This window comes from Kordia aestuariivivens (genome assembly GCF_014397005.1).
Taxonomy (GTDB): domain Bacteria; phylum Bacteroidota; class Bacteroidia; order Flavobacteriales; family Flavobacteriaceae; genus Kordia; species Kordia aestuariivivens.
This window is the reverse complement of the sequence record NZ_JACGWS010000004.1, coordinates 171411-188522: the sequence shown is the minus strand read 5'-3', so window position 1 is coordinate 188522 and position 17112 is coordinate 171411. Positions and strand designations below refer to the sequence as shown.

Here is a 17112-nt window from a genome sequence, read left to right as displayed (position 1 = left end):
ACACATACCTAAATTATTCACGCTCAGGAATCAAATCACTACGCTTAGGGATTTTTAAAGAAATTCAGCTCCTTATTTCCGCAATTTTGAAATGTCAAACAGTACTACAAAAACCAATCATAGTATTGACTGACATGAATACCGTAATCACAGAAACAGTTTTCGATTGAGTAGCTACGATCCTTTCTACTGATTACAAACGCGGAATCCGAAAAGCGTGTGTTGAATAGAGTAGGAGAAATCAATTAAATTTAAAATTATGTCAACAAATTATTCAATTGAATTTGGTAATGAAACAAACGATACATGGACTTTATGTATTTATCAGAAATTTCCTGAATCTCCAGGTTTGGAAAGTGTATCTTGGAAGCAAACAAGAGTCCCAAAAGGAGGAAACTCAGCTTTACAATGGAATATAAATTACTCAGCATGCTTGGTTAATTATAAACAAAATAATAGTAAAGGAGTATATAGTGCTTCTCAAAAATTATATACTGATTTAGGAAAAAAATGGAGTTGTGTGTTTAAGGAAGGAGTACAACAATTAGAAAGTGATGGCACAGCAGAACTAGGACATTTAGTAATTGAAAATAAATCTTTAAAAAGAGCTGATCTTGGTATCGGTGTAGATGGAGATTTAGCTTTAGTACAAAAAAATGTTTATAGTGCTAATAGTGCTCAATTCATAGCTAAGCCTAAATATTATGCTGCTTTATTCAGAAATTTAACAAAAGGAGAAGTTATATCTGGAAATGAAATTCACCCTCCAATCGAGGTTGTCTTTGATGGAGGGCAAACTGAGAAAAAATTTATTGCAAAAGTAGAAGGTAGTAAGTTTATTTTTGAAGAAGTAGGAACTAATACAAGATTTGAAGCTCCTTATGACGAAATAAAAGAGGTTTTAAATAGCTAAACTAAATCAGATAAAGGCATCTAAAATTGTTAAGTTTAGGTGCCTTTTAAAAATAATAATTATGAATAATTTAATAGATAAAATGTTGTTCGCAATGCAACAGCAAAACTTAGTATATAATTATAACTTTTTATACTATAGCAATAAAGAAGTAGTAGATTCAAAACTATTTTATAACCATCCAGATGGATGGCTTTATAATGATATAGGCGAAGATGGAGAAATAAGTTTTAATAATTCAACTAAGTCCTGTCTTATTCAAAAAAGCGCAGGGGAATCATTGATGACTCTTAATCAAGTAATTAGCGAGTTTCCTAGATCGGAAGAAGTTCTTTGTGGTAAACAAATAACTGCTGTAGCTGTTATAGAAAACCCTAAGGCTGCAAATTATAACTTTAACATAACTTTCTCTTTGTTTGACGGAGTATCAGATAGTAGTAAAATTATCTTTTTTAAACCTGGTGATAAAAAAGAGATTAATATAGTGCTGAATGTGGATGATAATGCAACAAAACTGATTGTAGAATTAAAAAGTTCTTCTCCTAAAGCAATCATTTATGTAAACAAAATATATGCTAATATAGGAGAAATTGCTTTAGAAACTTTACCATGTGTTGTAAATGGAATAATAGGAGAAAGAAAGCAATACATTGTTACAGAAAATGCACCTGCAGAAGAACTTTCATTATGCAATGGATTTTCAGAACTTACAGATGAATATACTCGTTTAAAATCTGTAATCAATAATAGATTTGGTGTTAATAATGCCACGGGAAATCCTTATTTAATTAATATGGGAGGATACTTTAGTAGAGCTTGGGATAATAATTCTGGAGTAGACCCAGATGCCACAAATAGAAAGTCTCTTGGAAATGAAACAATAAAAGGTGATAGAGTTAGTACAATAGAAAATGATATTTTCCTTAAACATCATCACGGACTTGATTTTTCTAAGGATAAGCAAATACTTACGGGAGATAAAGGAGTAGCAACTGTAATTAATTTAAACTCGACCTCTAATACCAAAGATGAATCGGAAGGTAAAGAAACTCGTCCTAAAAACATAGCTGAATTGTATACAATAAAATGGGCGTAAGTTCTAATTATCAGTTAACTAATTTTTTATATAAAAAGTAAATTGAAGATAGGTTCGCTTAAATATACTTCACCAAAAAAACAAAACATCTTTCAAAAAGCAGCTTTATACCGGGCACTAAAAGGAACTTTATGATTCGCTTCTAAAATTAGTAGATTGTCCTCAATATAAAGTTCCTTTATCTTTTTCACATTCACTAAATAATTACGATGTGTTTGTTTAAAATTAGTTTTACCAATATATCTTTTATTTTGGAAAACTAAATGAATGTATTCATATTCATAAAAAATACGCCCATACCTAAATTCTTCACGCTCAGGAATCAAATCACTACGCTTAGGGATTTCTAAAGAAATTCAGCTCCTTATTTCCGCAATTTTGAAATGTCAAACAGTACTAGAAAAAATAACTAATCATAGTGCTTACTGACATGAATACCGTAATCACAGAAACACATTTCGATTGAGTAGCTACGATCCTTTCTATTGATTACAAACGCGGAATCCGAAAAGCGTGTGTTGAATAGAGTAGGAGAATCAATTAAAATTTAAAATTATGAGTAATTCAAAAACTTCCGTTACTACATTCGGAGAAGGATATGTTATTAAGCCTGGAGAAAAACAAAACTATTCAGCAGCAAGTGAAGATGGTGTTTGGTATAGTTTTAATGTGAGTAAAGCATTTTCAACAGTAGACAAAAAACAAGCCGTATTAACTATCATAAATGGATGGGCAAGTGGTCCGGGAACTTCTAATGGACCTTGGTGTTCTGTAGAAAATACAAGTGCTGATCCAGTTAAGTACAATTTGTTAATTCTTTCAGTAAAATCGTAAATCATTTTAAACTTTTCGAAGAATTGACACAAAAATTATTAAAAATGGCGGAATCCGAAAAGCCTGTATTAAATAGAGTAGGAGAACCAATTAAAATTTAAAATTATGGCATATTTAGACATTAAAGCAGAAAATGAATTATTTACTATTGGACTAGATAGTAATGATTGGACAAGTTTAACTGTAAATGGAGAATTCATAGAGCCAACAATTAACGGATGGAACTATTCACAGAAAAATCAAGGTCTGATAGAATTTATAGCAGTAGCTAATCTTACGAATACTGAAAATAAAGGAAATGTCTTTGTTTTAAAAGGTAAAGGCGACACATGTTACATTTGTGTATTATCGTATACATCACCTTTTGTTGTTCATGGTACACTTTTTACAGCTAATAATATTTTTGGAGCTGAAAATGGACCATTCGGCTTTACACAGCCGAGTATGCAAGGGGGATTTCCCTTAAAATAGAGGGTTAAATTTTTAGGGTGCTAAAATAAGTAGTTTACTATTTCACCTAAAAAACAAACCTTCTTTTAAAAAAGCAGCTTTGTAACGGGCACTAAAAGGAACTTTATAATTGGCTTCTAAAATAATTAGATTGTCCTCAACATAGAGTTCCTTTATCTTTTTCACATTGACTAAATAATTCCGGTGTGTTTGTTTAAAATCAGGGTTCGCTAAAACGTCTTTTATTTTAGACAATGAAAGTTTAATGAAATACGAACCTTCATCACAAATCAAACTGCAATATTTTTCACTCACTTCAATATAATTAATGGTGTTCACGTTTACTTTCACCACTTTTTGCTGTTTCTTGACAAACAAAAATTCAGGACCAATTACGGCATTTGTTGTTGCTCCGCTAATCGTATTTTCTTGACCGTGATAGGTTTCAATAGCTAATTCAATAGCGTATAAAAGTTCCATTTCATTGAACGGTTTCAATATATAGGAAAACGGTTTTGTATACTTAGCTTTATCAAAAATGGCTCTGCTTTGTATACTAGTTAAGAATAAAAACGGAATCCGAATTTCATCAGCATCTAATTGTTGCGCAAAAGTGATGCCTTCTGGTTTTCCATCAATCATGATATCTAAAATGATCATGTCATAAACCTGTTTTTTAACTTCTATATTTGCTTCATGTATATTAATTACATGCGTGACGCTATACTCGTTTGTCTCTAATAGTAAAGTCAATTCGTGTGCTTCTTCTAAATTATCCTCTAAAACTAAAATCTGTAAATTTTCCATGTAAGTTATGCTTTGGGAAGTTTAATTTTTACAACAGAACCTTTCGGTAGATTCTTCTCTATGACAAAATTTCCTTTGTTCTTCTTAATCAAGGTTACGCACAATAACAAGCCAAGTCCGACACCTCTAGAACGATCAATATTGGAAATTGTAATCTCTTTCAAATAGTGAATTTGATCAAGTAGCACTTCAGAAAAACCAATTCCTGTATCGATAATTTCAATACAACAATCATTTTCATGATAGAAGGTTTTTACTTGAATCTCACCATGTTCAGGTGTATATTTTATAGCGTTATCCAGAAGGTTTCGGAGCACAATTTTTAATGATTCTCTATCAAAAACACCTAAAATAGAATCTTCAAAGTTGGTTTCTATTGAAATATGTTTAGCTGCTGCTAAATGTTTAAAATCAAACAAAACTTGTTCAATAATGAGTTGCAAAGGATTCGTTTTTAATTCAAAAAGCAATTGCTTGCTTTGTTCCAATGACCAATGTAAAATATTGTTGAGCAAACCATACATGCTTTCGGAAATAAAAGCGGAGGTTTCAATAGTTTTTTCAAGACTTTCAAGATCATTGCTAATAATTTGGTCTTTCAACTTCCGATGTTGTTTCCGCAAGGCATTTACGGGCGAACGTAAATCGTGAGAAACTACGGAAAACAAATAATCTTTTGTGGCATTCAAATCATTTAAGATTTCTTTTTGCGCAGCAATCGTTTTAGTTGCTTTTATCTTTTCGCGATAAAAATACGTGCCAGTTCCAAGTAAAATCAATAAAACAATCGAAGCGTATAGAAAACCATTTCGTTCAGCAATTTTCACTTTGTTCTTAGCTTCTAAAATAACGACTTCCTTTTGTTTTTCTTTAATAGCATCTAGTTTCTCTCTCTGTGCAGTTTCCCAAATCTTAATTTGATTATTTAACGAATCATTCCATTGTTCGTATTCTTTTCTATATGTCAATGCTTTTGCGAAATCTTTTCGATTTTCTTCCACAATAGCCATGTTAAAAGCGGTTGTTCTTTTTAAGCGAAATCTTTCACCTAATTTAGAAAGTTCGTATGCTTTTTTAAAATAGGGAATTGCCAACTCATCTTTATATTGTTCATAATATAAATTAGCCAAATCACCATAAGAACTTACCAATTGAAGTGTATCTTTTTTTAACTCTTGTGCTTTAGTGCTTTTAAGTAAATACAATTCTGCTTGATCAAATTGTTGTAGATGTAAATAACAAATTCCTATATTATGTTCAATTATACTGGTGACTAGACCTTGCTTTTCATGATTGCTTATGTTTTCAATCTCTTTAAAATTATTAAGTGCTTTTTGAAATTTTTGTTGTTCTAAAAAAATTTCACCCAAAATCATTTTAGTCAAATAATAAAAATCAAAATCTTTAGATATTTTTGTAAATTCTTTTTCAGCTTCATTATATATTTTTTTCATCTGAAAACTAACACCTCTGTAGTAGTGGCTATAATTAATCACTTCTAAGTTACTTTTATCAGTTAGTTGTTTTGCGCAATAAACCAAGGTAGAATCCCATTTTTTTTTAGCAAAATAAAGAGAAGCTTTTTGATAATAATCATAAGCACTATATTTAATTATTTTTGCTTTAATAGAATCAAGAACAATTTGCTCATGCCATGTTTGCGCAAATGTGTAAGTCGAAAAACCTAGTGTAAAAAAGAGGATAAAAATCGTTTTTTTTATCATTGTTTATTTACTTAATGATACAAATTTTAATAATGAAAATATAGGAGGAAAATCAATTTTAGAATTTGAATTATGTGTCTGTACTGTTGTAATAGTTCCCCTTGAAGTTCTAGGGTCTACATTTATTAAAAAGACCTGTACTGTCTTAATATTTTCTAATGGAATAGAATGTGGACTCTCCTCAGGCGTTAGTCTTTTTAAAAAAATGTTTAAAGGATAAAAGAAATACTCTCCTTGAACCTGTAAAAGATTTGGGTCTTTAGAAAAATAGATGTGAATATTTAATTGTTCTTGTCCTGAATTATTAAAATGTACACTATAATTCAGGTTTAAGTCTTCAATTTTTATATTAAAGTCTATGTCAATAAAAAGAATGGATTGTATTTGAATGCTTTCAGCTACATCATCATTGATTGTAATATATGCTTGTACTACAGGAGAAATTAGTTGATGACTCTTCCCATTTTCAGAAGTATCATCTTTTTTTCTAATTTTAGGAGCTTCTAGTCTTTGTTTAAAGTTGTAATGTATTGAGTTTTCTATGGTATTTGTCCTAGGAATTAGTGTTCCAGGAACAACCATATTTCTATTGTCTAATAGATTAATAAGTTCACTTAATCGCAATTCTATGACTTTTAATTTTTTTATTGAAACTTTACGATTCTGGTTTTTAAAATACTTCTTGGAGTTTTCATTTTGTTCACTTATATCAGGTTTAATATCTTCTGCTATTTTGCTAATGCGTTCTCCTAATTTTAATAATTCTTTTTTATTTTCTTCAAAATTCATGGCATATTAATTTTGTATTAAATGAAAGTAATTGATCTAATTTTAAGATTGATTATGTGTTTGTACTGTAGTTACAGTTCCTCTCGAAGTTTTCGGATCTTTATTGATAATAAAAACTTCAACAGTATTAACTTGAGACAGAGGGAGATTATTCAATTCTTGTAGTTTTATAGATTTTTTTAGAAATCTTATATCAAAAGAATAGAAATCGTATTTTACTCCACTTTTCTCTGGTGTATTAAAAATGATATAGATATTTAATTGATATTTCCCAATACAATTAAGACATACATTATATTTTAAAGTAAAATCTTTATTTTTAACATTTTTGCTTCTCCCAAGAAAAACAACGGCGCATATTCTAATATGTTTATAGGGGTTTTTCAATAAAAATGCATGTGAAGTAGGTGGAGTAAGACTTTCAAACGATAGGCTTTTAAAACCAAATTTTGGTAAGTTGATAGGGACAGTATTAGGCATATTATAAATACTACAATCTATAGGAATATTTTTATTATTGATTGTCTCGATATCAACTTTTGTAATTAATCTTCCAGGAATTAAAATCTCTTGATTTGCAATTTTATTAAAAACCTCACTGCTTAGTTTTAACTTTTTGTTTTTAGGATTCTTTTTTTTACCCATAATAATTAGATTTAGGTTCGTAATTCGTCAATTTAGACAACTAAATGACGTTGTATGTTAATAATATGGTGCTACTAAAATAAATAAAATAAGATAATCAACTATTTATTCTATGGTATTTACTTACAGTTTATAGATTTAGAGAAAATAGAGAAACTGGCTGCTATTTTTTTATAAAAATAATAATCAGTTGCTATTCAGCTTTTAACCATGCATCCAAGTTGTGTTTAACAAAAAAATAGTACTTAATGATTCGTTAATTAAATTCAGCTACTTAGGTAGAATACTTTTTTTATTGTAAGTTAGTAGAGGGTAATAAGTAAGATATAATTCTTTTTAATCTGTAATAATAAGCTTCTACTAACCATAGATTTTACAGGTTTCAATAGTATTATTTCATTGTACAACGGTAGGGAATTACATGAAAAAAATCATACTAACATTGGTGCTAATCATCATTAGCAATGAAGTTTCGTATTGTCAATATCGTATTGATGGTAGGGTAACTGATGAAAACTCAGTGCCACTTCCCGATGTATTTATAAGTGTAATCAAAAATAATAGTTTACTCAAAAATCTCATCACAGACAGCTTAGGATATTACAAAATTGAAAAGCTGCCAAAAGGAACTTACCAACTAAACTTTAGCCACATTGCGTATGTAGATTCGCTTTTAGTTATTGATCTTCAAGGAAATACAACTCAAAACTTTAGCTTCAAAAAAAACGCAGCACTTTCAGAAGTTGTCATTACAGCTGAAAAAAGTATGATTGAACGCAAAACAGATCGATTGCGCTTCAATGTTGCAAATTCAGATTTAATCATCGGAAGTAGTGTTTGGGAAACGTTGAACAAAACACCTTTTGTATCAACCAATGAAAACGGCGGAATTGAAATAGCGGGCACAAGTGGCGTAATTGTGTACATCAACAACCGAAAAAAAAGGCTTTCTGGTGAAGTATTGATGAATTACCTCAAAAGTTTACCTGCGGATAATTTAGAAGCCATAGAAGTCATTACAACGCCATCAAGTCGGTTTGAAGCAGAAGGCGGTGCAGGAATTCTGAATATTGTCACCAAAAAAAATAAAGAAGAAGGTTTAGTAGGAAGTGCAAGCTTGAGTGCGCGCCAAACACGATTGTTCTCAGAAGCAGGAAGCATCTATCTCAACTACAGAAAATCGAAGTGGAATCTATACTCAACAGCATATTTAAGCAACCGAGAACGCTTAACAAACTACGAAAAAGATATTTTCTATCCAGAAACGACCTCGACAGACATTCAAACGCGTTTTATTGACAGAGAAAACGAGTCTAAAACATTATTTTCAGGCGCGAATTTAGGTGTCGATTACGAAATCAATTCAAAACATATCATAGGTGTATTACTTGAATATTCAGGTTCCGATGAAACTCAAAAGCGAGATGCGGAAAGTTTTGATACGTACGTCATCAGTGATTCATTAACATTCACGAAAAACAATGACAAAGCAGATGATTACAACTATTCCATCAATCTAAACTATCAAGGAAAACTAAATGAAAAAGGAACATTGTTGACGGTTGATGCAGATGTATTAAAGTTTTCTTCGGATAATGTTGGAATCAGCAAAACAGATGTGCTTTCACTAGAAAACAATGACGTTTTATACATTCGTGATTGGTTCAGAAATGCAACAGTGCAAGACATTCAAAACAACTCTTTTAAGCTTGACTTTATTCTTCCCGTAAACGATAATTTTTCCATAGAAACTGGCGTAAAACTGTCATTCTCTACGGTAGATAATGAATTAGATTTTGATGATAGAAATATCGTTTTAATGATTTGGGAAGACGATCCAACACGAAGTAATTTCTTTGAATACGATGAAAATATCAATGCTATTTATGCAATTGTAAATCATACGCTAAACGAAAAATGGTCGTATCAACTAGGAACACGATTAGAAAATACGGTTGCAAAAGGAAAACTAGAAGGTGTACAAGTTGTCGATAGAAACTATACCAACATTTTCCCAACAGCGTTTCTAAAATATGCGCCAAACAACAAACATAGTTATGTATTCTCTATATCAAGTAGAATATCGCGTCCTAGTTTTTGGGATGTCAATCCGTTCCGAGAATACACAACTGACAAAACTTTTTTTGAAGGAAATCCGTTCTTAAATCCATCTCGATACTATCGCCAAGAACTCAATTACACAAAAGGCAAAGGAAAAGTTCGTATTGTGGCACAAATTGCCGCAAGTCAATTGCTAGATGAGTTTTACGCGCTTCCTTTTAGTGGAGAAGATGGAACAATCATCAATAGAAAAACAAATTACGGAAACAAATATTCATACTCTGGAAGCATAACTATTGCGACCAGAATACAATCGTGGTGGCGCTTAAATGCATCGTCACTTTTTGGTCATGTGCAAACCACAGGAAGTTATGCAGATGACACAATAACCATTGACAGTAATACGTTACTATTAAACCTTTCGGCGAATCAGACTTTTACTTTATCCAAAGAAAAAGGAATCTCTCTAACTGTATTCGCGAAAAACACATTCCCCTTTACATTGGTCAATACCGAAATTGGTAATCGACTCGAAACTGAAATTGTTCTTAGGAAGAATATCGGAAACTTTAGTTTGTCCCTATCTGGAAGAGATCTATTTAGGAGCAACAAAGACCGATACGACATCCAAGTTGGTGACATTCGAATTAATGATACCAATTATCATGACACGCGAAGTGTAGCATTTGCAGTGCGTTACGCTTTTGGAAAATCAACAGTTAAAGAGCAACGATATAGAGATCCAGGGAATAGTGATATTCAAAGACGTCTCTAACAGTTGTAAACATATAAAAGAGTGTAAGTTTTTCATTTAACTATAAAATGAAGGGCAATTGTCATGTCCTTACTGATGACATTTTTATTAATCACATAAATATTTTAACAATGAAGAAAAATTCAAAAATCACTTCAAGCTTAAAGTCTAAAGAAGTTGTAAACAAAGCGTTAAACAACTCTAAAGAAGACCAATTAGACCTTTACAATGCAATTTTTGGCGGAAGATTAGCTAACAATTGCCCTGTAGTAGCAGTAAGCGCAAAAACGTCACGAGCATCTGCTTATGACAAAATTGACACGTTCTTACAAGCTGCACCTATGAACCCTGGAACTACGGCTCCAGCGGACCCAATAGGATAGTAAAGCTGACTAGATAATCTCTTACACTAGAGGTTATCTAGTTTTTTAAAACAATCAGATTAAAAATCAAGTTATGTATAGAGTCACTTCTTTTGTATTAAAAATTGTCAGCAGATGCAATCTCAATTGTTCATATTGTTATATGTATAATATGGGCGATCAAACATATTTAAAACAGCCAAAATTTATGGCATTAGAAACGGTGCAAGTCTTTGCCGATCGTTTACATGATTATTGCGAAAGTTCTAAAATTGAATATGTTCAAATTGTATTTCATGGTGGCGAACCGCTATTGGCTAAACCTGAATATTTTGAAGAATGTGTTTCAATTTTCAAAAATACAGTACCAAAAGTTGAGTTTATATTTACGGTACAAACAAATGGAGTTACGCTCACTCAAAACTGGTATACGCTATTCCAGAAACTACAAATCTCGGTCGGAATCAGTATTGATGGGCCAAAAAAATATCATGATGAATACCGCGTTTTTCACAACGGAAAAGGCTCGTATAATCTAGTTGCAGAAGCCATTCAACTTGGAAAGAAAAACAACCTAGCCGGCTTACTATTAGTTGTAAATATTGGCATTCCTATAAATGAATTATACGCAGAAATGAAAAGTTTAGACGTAAACAGTCTCAACTTACTATTACCAGATGGTCATTACGATCAAGCACCTTTAGGCTTAGATGTCAATAAATGGAACGATAAAAATTACACGCCGTATGCCGATTGGTTTATGGACTTATACAAAATATGGAAAGCTGATAAAGACCGTCCGCAAATTTACTTTTTTGAAACCTTAGTGAAAATGATCATGGGACAAGAAGGTATTGGAAATCAACTCATCGGAAGACGCACCAATGGCGTTATTGTATTAGAATCTGACGGAAGTGTAGAAGTAGTAGATTCGCTCAGAGCTTGTTTTGAAGGCATCACGCGAAATGAAATCAATGTACATAACAATCGATTAGAAGATATCTTTGAAAATGATACGTTTCAACTCTATTACAGAGCGCACGACAATGTTGCAGAGCAATGTCTCAACTGTCCTGTATTAGATATCTGTGGTGGCGGATTCTTAGGACATCGTTATTCAGAAGAAAACGGTTTTGACAATCCAACAATGTATTGCAAAGACATGGTACGCTTAATTTCGTTCATTCAGAATGATATCTTAAGTTCATTACCTGAAGAAGCAGTCGCGGAATTAGATGTAGAGCCGTTAATTTATGAAGAAATCATCAATAGTTTTGATGAAGAAAACGAAATCAAAATTGATCCTGAAATTCAGCAACAATTAATTTCATTCAAAAAAGAAATGTTAGTATGAAACTACAAAAAGGAATCCGTCTTTTTACAGGAATAGAAAATATTTCCGATCAATTGCTGCTAAACACAGGAGCACGACAGGTGTCAGCATATAATGGATTGAACTATTTTGAAGATTCTTACATTCCATTGCAAACCTGGCGTTCGCCAACTGCACAAGAAGTAAAAACATTGGTTGAAAAAAACACGAAAGGCTTTGATTATAGAAAGAGTTTATATGTTGGCGACATTCCAAAAAAGCTCAAAAAAGCATTTCAATTATTAGAATTGGAAAAAGTCGTTGATGCCTACGAAGTGATGCCAACGTTTGAAAAAAACAAATCGCACATCAAAAAAATCAACAAAGAACTACATGCGTTTTTAGAAGAACTATCTTCTACGGGAGATTTTAAATTTCATAAAATTACGTATGCAATACCAAACAGAGAAACAATGACAAGTTTCTATGTGGAAGGTGCGTTTCTATATTTGGGTTTACATATTGATCAAAGTAAGCATTTTAAAATTCACACAGCGCACAAATCAGGCAATCGAATCTCTATCAATCTGAGCAACGAAATACGAACATTGGTGTACACAAATCTGACCATGATTCAAGTGTATAACCTCTTACGAGATAAAATGGATTTGACAAAAACAAAGCTCAATCCAGATAATATTGCGTCACATTTCTACACACATTATCCAGATTATCCTGTGGTGAAAATCGCTGTAAAACCTTATCAATGCTACATTGCACAAACAGATAACTTTTTTCATGATGGTTCTACAGCTGGAACCAAAGAAATTGACATTACAATAGTATACACAGGTTTATTTGATCAACTTCCTTAAAAATTTGTCAGATGGAAATTACACACAACGGCATCCGATTACACAGTAACATTGATAACTTTTTTGATGGAGTTCGAATCAATTCGGGCACCACACATCATTCCCAACTTGAAAAAAGTAAAGTGAACTATTTAGATTGGTCTTTTGTGCCACAATATGAAGACGAAGCATATATGGTAAAGCGCGATTGGCGTAAACTTTCTGAAAAAGAAATCAACGCGTTAACCGCGACAAAAAACAGAAATCATTACAACACCATTTATATTGGCGACATTCCAAACGAATTAAAAAATACTTTTGAAGAATTACGATTCAAAGAATGTCTACGACCAAAAGATGTGCTTGAATGTATGAAACGCGATCCTAAAGTTACGCTAGATTTGAGCAATACCATGCAAAACTATTTAAGTGATTTTGCCAATGAACAACCGTTTCATTTTCACTTCATAGGCGCAAATCTTCCGAATATTGATATGGTTGCAGCAGATACCAAGGTACTTCCGCTAGATCATCAAGAAGAAGATAAAAAATGCATGGGAATTCACAATGATGGCGCAGAATTGCGAACGGTGCATACAACCTACAAATCGGGAAATCGATTCACGATCAATTTAGGCACTGAAACACGTTATTTCTTATATGTAAATCTCTCGCTTACGCAAGCGTATAATATGCTCAAAAAGAAACTTGGACTTTCAGTAGAACATGTAGATTTATACAACATATCAAAATTATTTTTTAAATATTTTCCAGATTATCCTGTGATAAAAATTCCGCAAAAACCCTATCAATATTACATTGCGGCAACCGATCACTGTTTCCATGACGGATCAACGCAAGGAATGACAACACTCGATGTGTTGATGATTTATTTTGGAAGATTTACACAATAACATTCATAATTAAATAGGAATTATAGATGAAAATAAAGAGACAAATCATGATTCACAATTCGCTTCCCGATGGCGCAGATGCGCTCACCATAAATTCGGGAACGGTGTATCACACACATCACAAAGCGGCTTTAGTGAGCTATTTAGACGAAGAATTTATTCCTGAATATGTATCGCATGCGTACGTAAATAAACGCGATTGGCGAAAACTAACCGAAGACGAACTTGCTGCTTTGGCAGTAGATGAAACGCGAAACGATCATAATACGGTATATGTTGGTGAAGTTCCTGCTGAATTAAAAGCGTGTTTTCAAGAAATTGGACTTCAAGAAAGCATGGACAGAGATGAGGTTTTTAGACGATTTGAAGCAAATCCGCCGTTGACAATGAAAGCGACACAATTGCTCAACGATTTTTTAACGCCATTAGCGAACAATAAAAAATTCAACTTTCATTGTATTGGTGTGAATTATCCAAATGTAGAGTTGGTAGCTGCGAATACAACGATGTTGCCAAAAGGTTTCAAGCAAGCAGAAAAGAAGTTTTTGGGCATTCATAATGACGGAACACAACTCATGACGATTGATACAGCGCATGAATTTGGAAATAGAATCAGTATCAATCTTGGAAAAGATTCGCGGTACCTTTTGTTTGTAAATTTACCACTAAAAGAAGCACACAACATGCTCAAAGAAAAACTGAGCGCGGCAGAAATTGCGCAAGTAAATGTGTCAAACATTCCTGAATATTTCTTTAAGCATTTCCCTGATTATCCTGTCATTCGCGTTCAGCAAAAACCATATCAATATTACATTGCCGCTACGGACAATTTTTTCCATGACGGATCAACCTTAGGCAGCACACATTTAGATGTTTGTATTGTATATTTTGGAAGTTTTCAATATTAAAAATTAAAAGTCATGACAACAGCAACAGCAAGCGCAGTAACGATAAAAAAAGGAATTGGAATTCATAGCAGATTGCCAAATGGGTTTGAAGATATACAAATAAATTCAGGTGTTGTGCATCATACTTCTCATGAAGGTTCACAAGTCAATTACGAGCACTTTTCGTTTATGCCATTATACATTGATGAAGCGTACATTCCGAAGCGCGATTGGCGACCGTTGGAAAAAAGAGAACAACAAATATTGGAGTCTGTTACGGATTTAAAAGATCACAACAATATCTATTTGGGTGAACTTCCAGAAAAGGTAAAACAGTACATTAAAGAAATCGATTTTAGTGTCTGTAAAGGGCGAACAGAGGTGATGCAACGTTTTGCTGAACATAAAGAATTGACACTAGCGTTGAACACCGAATTGAGCAATTTTTTAACTACAATTGCTAATGACAAGCCGTTTAAATTACATTGCATTACTGCGAATTTACCCAATGTAGAAATGGTAGCGTGCGACATTACCCGATTGCATCCAGATTTTACCATTCCTGAGAAAAAATACATGGGCATGCACAATGACGGAACGCAATTTATGACCTTGCATACAACCTACAAACACGGAAACCGAATTTGCATCAACCTAGGAACAGAAACGCGGTATTTTCTATACATCAATCTTTCCATGATTCAAGTGCATAACATGCTCAAAGAAGTAACAGATATTAGCAAAGTTGATGTGTACAATGTGGCAGAAACTTTCTTTAAATACTTTCCAGATTATCCTGTGATTAGAATGGCACAAGCACCTGGGAATTATTACATTGCGCCAACTGACAATTGTTTTCATGATGGTTCTACACTCGGCAACAAGGAGTTAGATATCAATATGGTGTATTTTGGGAATTTTACGCATTGATGGAAATCTGTCATTCCTGCGAAGGCAGGAATCTATTGAAAATTGTGCTGCTTTTTTTGCCACGGATTCACGAATGTTTTTTAGTTTGTTTGTGGGCACGCGTTGCAAAATCGCACTAGCGAAATGGAAACAACATTTTAGTGTCAGAGACTTCTCGATACAAAATTTCTCCGAAATTCCACTCGAAGTGACGCGACTGATAAGAAAAGCATTCGTGAATTCGTGGCAAAAACTAATTTAGTTTAATACGTCACCTTGAACTTGATTCAAGGTCACATAAAGTTGTGTGAGATGCTGAATTGATACTGAATCAAGTTCAGCAAATGGTTCAGCATGACGTTGAAAAAAAAGCCTCACTATTTCTAGCAAGGCTTAGTTTTTATAATTTTTTTCGTCTAACAGTCTAACAGTCTAACAGTCTAACAGTCTAACAGTCTAACAGTCTAACAGTCTAACAGTCTAACAGTCTAACAGTCTAACAGTCTAACAGTCTAATAATCGAATCAAGAAAGACAAATACGTTCTTGTAATTTTTGGATCAAATTTGATTTCAATTCAATGATTTCAGGAGTTTGTTCTTGACGTTGGTAATAATCGATCATCAATTTCGTATAGTTGATAAATACATCATCCGTTGGAATTGGTCCTGGTTCAAAATCATAAATTTGTTCTGCTGGTAAGTTAAAAAATGCGCCACCAGTAGTATGATTTACACGATCGTGTTCTAATTCATAGTTTTTCGCGTCCGCTGTAATTTCACCTGATTTATCACAACATCCGTAAATATGTAAGGTCATGTAACGATCTGTAGATGGATTTCCCATTTGGTGAATCATCGCGTTGACAACTTTCACAATAGCACCTTCCGTTAAAATTTCTTTTTTCGCAAAACGCAATTGATTGTTTCTATTTTGATAGATAAAATGGTGCACGTTTCCAAATGCTTGAACTACGCCCCATTGTGTATATCCGTGATTGTGAATAGAAGAATAATCGCCAGGATTCCAAGACATTGCCATGATTTCAAACTTTCCGCCATCATAAATCATTTTTCTTCCGTAACCATCTTCTACCGGATGATCAAAATCTGCATACGGTTTCAAATCTTCAGGTGTGACTTTTGCGCGTTTAACAAATTCTTCAATACGTGCTGCAGTAATGGTTTCCTCATTTTCTACGGCTGTTTGTATCAACGTTTTTAAAGTTTCTAAAGTCTGCGATAAAACTGCTTCTTGTAACATGTCCTTGTGGTTTTTTAATTCTATTTCTTACTAAACTATTTTATTATGTATTGCATAATGATCATATCTATCCATTGATTGTTTTTAAACCCAATTTTATCTTGGCGACCAACAACAGTATAACCCAATTTTTCATTGTATACAATACTTCCCGTATTTGTGGCGAATACTTTTGCAACTAAGTGTCCGTATTGTAATTGTTTGCATTTCGCAATTAAATACTTTTTCATAATTGTTCCGTATCCTTTACCTAGCTTGCTTTCTGTGAAATACACGGCAGTCTCACAAGCAAAACGATAACCTTCTCTGTCACTATATCGTTTAATAATTCCCCATCCAATCACGATTTTATTTTCTGTGAATACAACTAATTTTTCACGGTCATGAAAATTATCGATCCAACCAGCAATCGTATTCGCGGTTTTCAAGGTTTCCTCCATCGAAGCTGTTCCTAGCTTGATGTATTCATTATATATATCTGCAACTATTTGATAATCTGCTGCAGTAATTTCTCGTATGTTCGTTCCTTCTTGCATTTC

Annotated in this window: 18 protein-coding genes; 11 read left to right on the top strand and 7 right to left on the bottom strand. The window is 32.9% G+C overall.

The window, feature by feature from the left end:
• Positions 1-259: 259 nt before the first annotated feature.
• Together H2O64_RS08255 and H2O64_RS08250 are read left to right on the top strand one after the other, a co-directional pair.
• A complete protein-coding gene (locus tag H2O64_RS08255; protein ID WP_187561714.1) occupies positions 260-913 on the top strand; it encodes a hypothetical protein in 654 nt (217 codons plus the stop codon).
• A 61-nt stretch (positions 914-974) separates the two neighbouring features.
• Positions 975-2009, top strand: coding sequence for a hypothetical protein (locus H2O64_RS08250; protein ID WP_187561713.1), 1035 nt, complete (start codon positions 975-977; stop codon positions 2007-2009).
• A gap of 92 nt (positions 2010-2101) precedes the next feature.
• Here H2O64_RS08250 and H2O64_RS24355 read toward each other — a convergent pair whose 3' ends face one another.
• Positions 2102-2335: a LytTR family transcriptional regulator DNA-binding domain-containing protein gene (locus H2O64_RS24355; RefSeq protein WP_187561712.1), complete on the bottom strand. Its 234-nt coding sequence runs from the start codon at positions 2333-2335 to the stop codon at positions 2102-2104.
• 229 nt (positions 2336-2564) lie between these two features.
• Between H2O64_RS24355 and H2O64_RS08240 the strand changes: the two genes are divergently transcribed.
• On the top strand, positions 2565-2843 hold the full coding sequence (locus H2O64_RS08240) for a hypothetical protein (protein WP_187561711.1): 279 nt from the start codon (positions 2565-2567) through the stop codon (positions 2841-2843).
• 105 nt (positions 2844-2948) lie between these two features.
• Positions 2949-3314 (top strand): hypothetical protein, encoded by a 366-nt coding sequence (locus tag H2O64_RS08235; RefSeq protein ID WP_187561710.1) that lies wholly within the window; start codon positions 2949-2951, stop codon positions 3312-3314.
• Between the two features lie 42 nt (positions 3315-3356).
• Here the strand turns inward: H2O64_RS08235 and H2O64_RS08230 are convergent, their stop codons facing one another.
• The 4 genes from H2O64_RS08230 to H2O64_RS08215 are packed head-to-tail and all read right to left on the bottom strand — an operon-like array spanning position 3357 to position 7258.
• Complete coding sequence (locus H2O64_RS08230; RefSeq protein ID WP_187561709.1) at positions 3357-4100, bottom strand: LytR/AlgR family response regulator transcription factor; 744 nt, start codon at positions 4098-4100, stop codon at positions 3357-3359.
• A 5-nt stretch (positions 4101-4105) separates the two neighbouring features.
• Positions 4106-5824, bottom strand: a complete 1719-nt coding sequence (locus H2O64_RS08225) for a tetratricopeptide repeat-containing sensor histidine kinase (protein ID WP_187561708.1) — start codon at positions 5822-5824, stop codon at positions 4106-4108.
• 3 nt (positions 5825-5827) lie between these two features.
• Positions 5828-6613 carry a hypothetical protein gene (locus H2O64_RS08220; RefSeq protein ID WP_187561707.1) on the bottom strand — a complete coding sequence of 262 codons (786 nt, stop codon included), beginning with the start codon at positions 6611-6613 and terminating at the stop codon, positions 5828-5830.
• A gap of 42 nt (positions 6614-6655) precedes the next feature.
• Positions 6656-7258: a hypothetical protein gene (locus tag H2O64_RS08215; protein WP_187561706.1), complete on the bottom strand. Its 603-nt coding sequence runs from the start codon at positions 7256-7258 to the stop codon at positions 6656-6658.
• Between the two features lie 421 nt (positions 7259-7679).
• Between H2O64_RS08215 and H2O64_RS08210 the strand changes: the two genes are divergently transcribed.
• The 7 genes from H2O64_RS08210 to H2O64_RS08180 all read left to right on the top strand — a co-directional run bounded on the left by H2O64_RS08210 (position 7680) and on the right by H2O64_RS08180 (position 15332).
• Positions 7680-10094, top strand: a complete 2415-nt coding sequence (locus H2O64_RS08210; RefSeq protein ID WP_187561705.1) for a TonB-dependent receptor family protein — start codon at positions 7680-7682, stop codon at positions 10092-10094.
• A 110-nt stretch (positions 10095-10204) separates the two neighbouring features.
• Entirely contained in the window at positions 10205-10456 is a 252-nt protein-coding gene (locus tag H2O64_RS08205) for a hypothetical protein (protein ID WP_187561704.1), read from the top strand.
• Positions 10457-10529: 73 nt separating this feature from the next.
• The gene (locus H2O64_RS08200; protein ID WP_187561703.1) at positions 10530-11789 is read left to right on the top strand and encodes a radical SAM protein; all 1260 of its coding nucleotides are present in this window, start codon (positions 10530-10532) and stop codon (positions 11787-11789) included.
• Positions 11786-12622: a hypothetical protein gene (locus H2O64_RS08195; protein ID WP_187561702.1), complete on the top strand. Its 837-nt coding sequence runs from the start codon at positions 11786-11788 to the stop codon at positions 12620-12622. Before H2O64_RS08200 ends, H2O64_RS08195 begins: the two co-directional genes overlap by 4 nt.
• 11 nt (positions 12623-12633) lie before the next feature.
• On the top strand, positions 12634-13515 hold the full coding sequence (locus tag H2O64_RS08190) for a hypothetical protein (RefSeq protein ID WP_187561701.1): 882 nt from the start codon (positions 12634-12636) through the stop codon (positions 13513-13515).
• A 26-nt stretch (positions 13516-13541) separates the two neighbouring features.
• Entirely contained in the window at positions 13542-14423 is an 882-nt protein-coding gene (locus H2O64_RS08185) for a hypothetical protein (protein WP_187561700.1), read from the top strand.
• Between the two features lie 12 nt (positions 14424-14435).
• Positions 14436-15332, top strand: coding sequence for a hypothetical protein (locus tag H2O64_RS08180; protein ID WP_187561699.1), 897 nt, complete (start codon positions 14436-14438; stop codon positions 15330-15332).
• Between the two features lie 503 nt (positions 15333-15835).
• Here H2O64_RS08180 and H2O64_RS08175 read toward each other — a convergent pair.
• Positions 15836-16573: a cysteine dioxygenase family protein gene (locus tag H2O64_RS08175; protein WP_187561698.1), complete on the bottom strand. Its 738-nt coding sequence runs from the start codon at positions 16571-16573 to the stop codon at positions 15836-15838.
• Between the two features lie 35 nt (positions 16574-16608).
• Positions 16609-17109 carry a GNAT family N-acetyltransferase gene (locus H2O64_RS08170; RefSeq protein ID WP_187561697.1) on the bottom strand — a complete coding sequence of 167 codons (501 nt, stop codon included), beginning with the start codon at positions 17107-17109 and terminating at the stop codon, positions 16609-16611.
• Positions 17110-17112 lie beyond the last annotated feature (3 nt).

What these genes read in the sequence shown, in the direction of transcription:
- H2O64_RS08255 (WP_187561714.1), top strand. Translation starts at nt 260, where the DNA reads ATGTCAACAAATTATTCAATTGAATTTGGTAATGAAACAAACGATACA.
- H2O64_RS08250 (WP_187561713.1), top strand. Translation starts at nt 975, where the DNA reads ATGAATAATTTAATAGATAAAATGTTGTTCGCAATGCAACAGCAAAAC.
- H2O64_RS08240 (WP_187561711.1), top strand. Translation starts at nt 2,565, where the DNA reads ATGAGTAATTCAAAAACTTCCGTTACTACATTCGGAGAAGGATATGTT.
- H2O64_RS08235 (WP_187561710.1), top strand. Translation starts at nt 2,949, where the DNA reads ATGGCATATTTAGACATTAAAGCAGAAAATGAATTATTTACTATTGGA.
- H2O64_RS08230 (WP_187561709.1), bottom strand. Translation starts at nt 4,100, where the DNA reads ATGGAAAATTTACAGATTTTAGTTTTAGAGGATAATTTAGAAGAAGCA.
- H2O64_RS08225 (WP_187561708.1), bottom strand. Translation starts at nt 5,824, where the DNA reads ATGATAAAAAAAACGATTTTTATCCTCTTTTTTACACTAGGTTTTTCG.
- H2O64_RS08220 (WP_187561707.1), bottom strand. Translation starts at nt 6,613, where the DNA reads ATGAATTTTGAAGAAAATAAAAAAGAATTATTAAAATTAGGAGAACGC.
- H2O64_RS08215 (WP_187561706.1), bottom strand. Translation starts at nt 7,258, where the DNA reads ATGGGTAAAAAAAAGAATCCTAAAAACAAAAAGTTAAAACTAAGCAGT.
- H2O64_RS08210 (WP_187561705.1), top strand. Translation starts at nt 7,680, where the DNA reads ATGAAAAAAATCATACTAACATTGGTGCTAATCATCATTAGCAATGAA.
- H2O64_RS08205 (WP_187561704.1), top strand. Translation starts at nt 10,205, where the DNA reads ATGAAGAAAAATTCAAAAATCACTTCAAGCTTAAAGTCTAAAGAAGTT.
- H2O64_RS08200 (WP_187561703.1), top strand. Translation starts at nt 10,530, where the DNA reads ATGTATAGAGTCACTTCTTTTGTATTAAAAATTGTCAGCAGATGCAAT.
- H2O64_RS08195 (WP_187561702.1), top strand. Translation starts at nt 11,786, where the DNA reads ATGAAACTACAAAAAGGAATCCGTCTTTTTACAGGAATAGAAAATATT.
- H2O64_RS08190 (WP_187561701.1), top strand. Translation starts at nt 12,634, where the DNA reads ATGGAAATTACACACAACGGCATCCGATTACACAGTAACATTGATAAC.
- H2O64_RS08185 (WP_187561700.1), top strand. Translation starts at nt 13,542, where the DNA reads ATGAAAATAAAGAGACAAATCATGATTCACAATTCGCTTCCCGATGGC.
- H2O64_RS08180 (WP_187561699.1), top strand. Translation starts at nt 14,436, where the DNA reads ATGACAACAGCAACAGCAAGCGCAGTAACGATAAAAAAAGGAATTGGA.
- H2O64_RS08175 (WP_187561698.1), bottom strand. Translation starts at nt 16,573, where the DNA reads ATGTTACAAGAAGCAGTTTTATCGCAGACTTTAGAAACTTTAAAAACG.
- H2O64_RS08170 (WP_187561697.1), bottom strand. Translation starts at nt 17,109, where the DNA reads ATGCAAGAAGGAACGAACATACGAGAAATTACTGCAGCAGATTATCAA.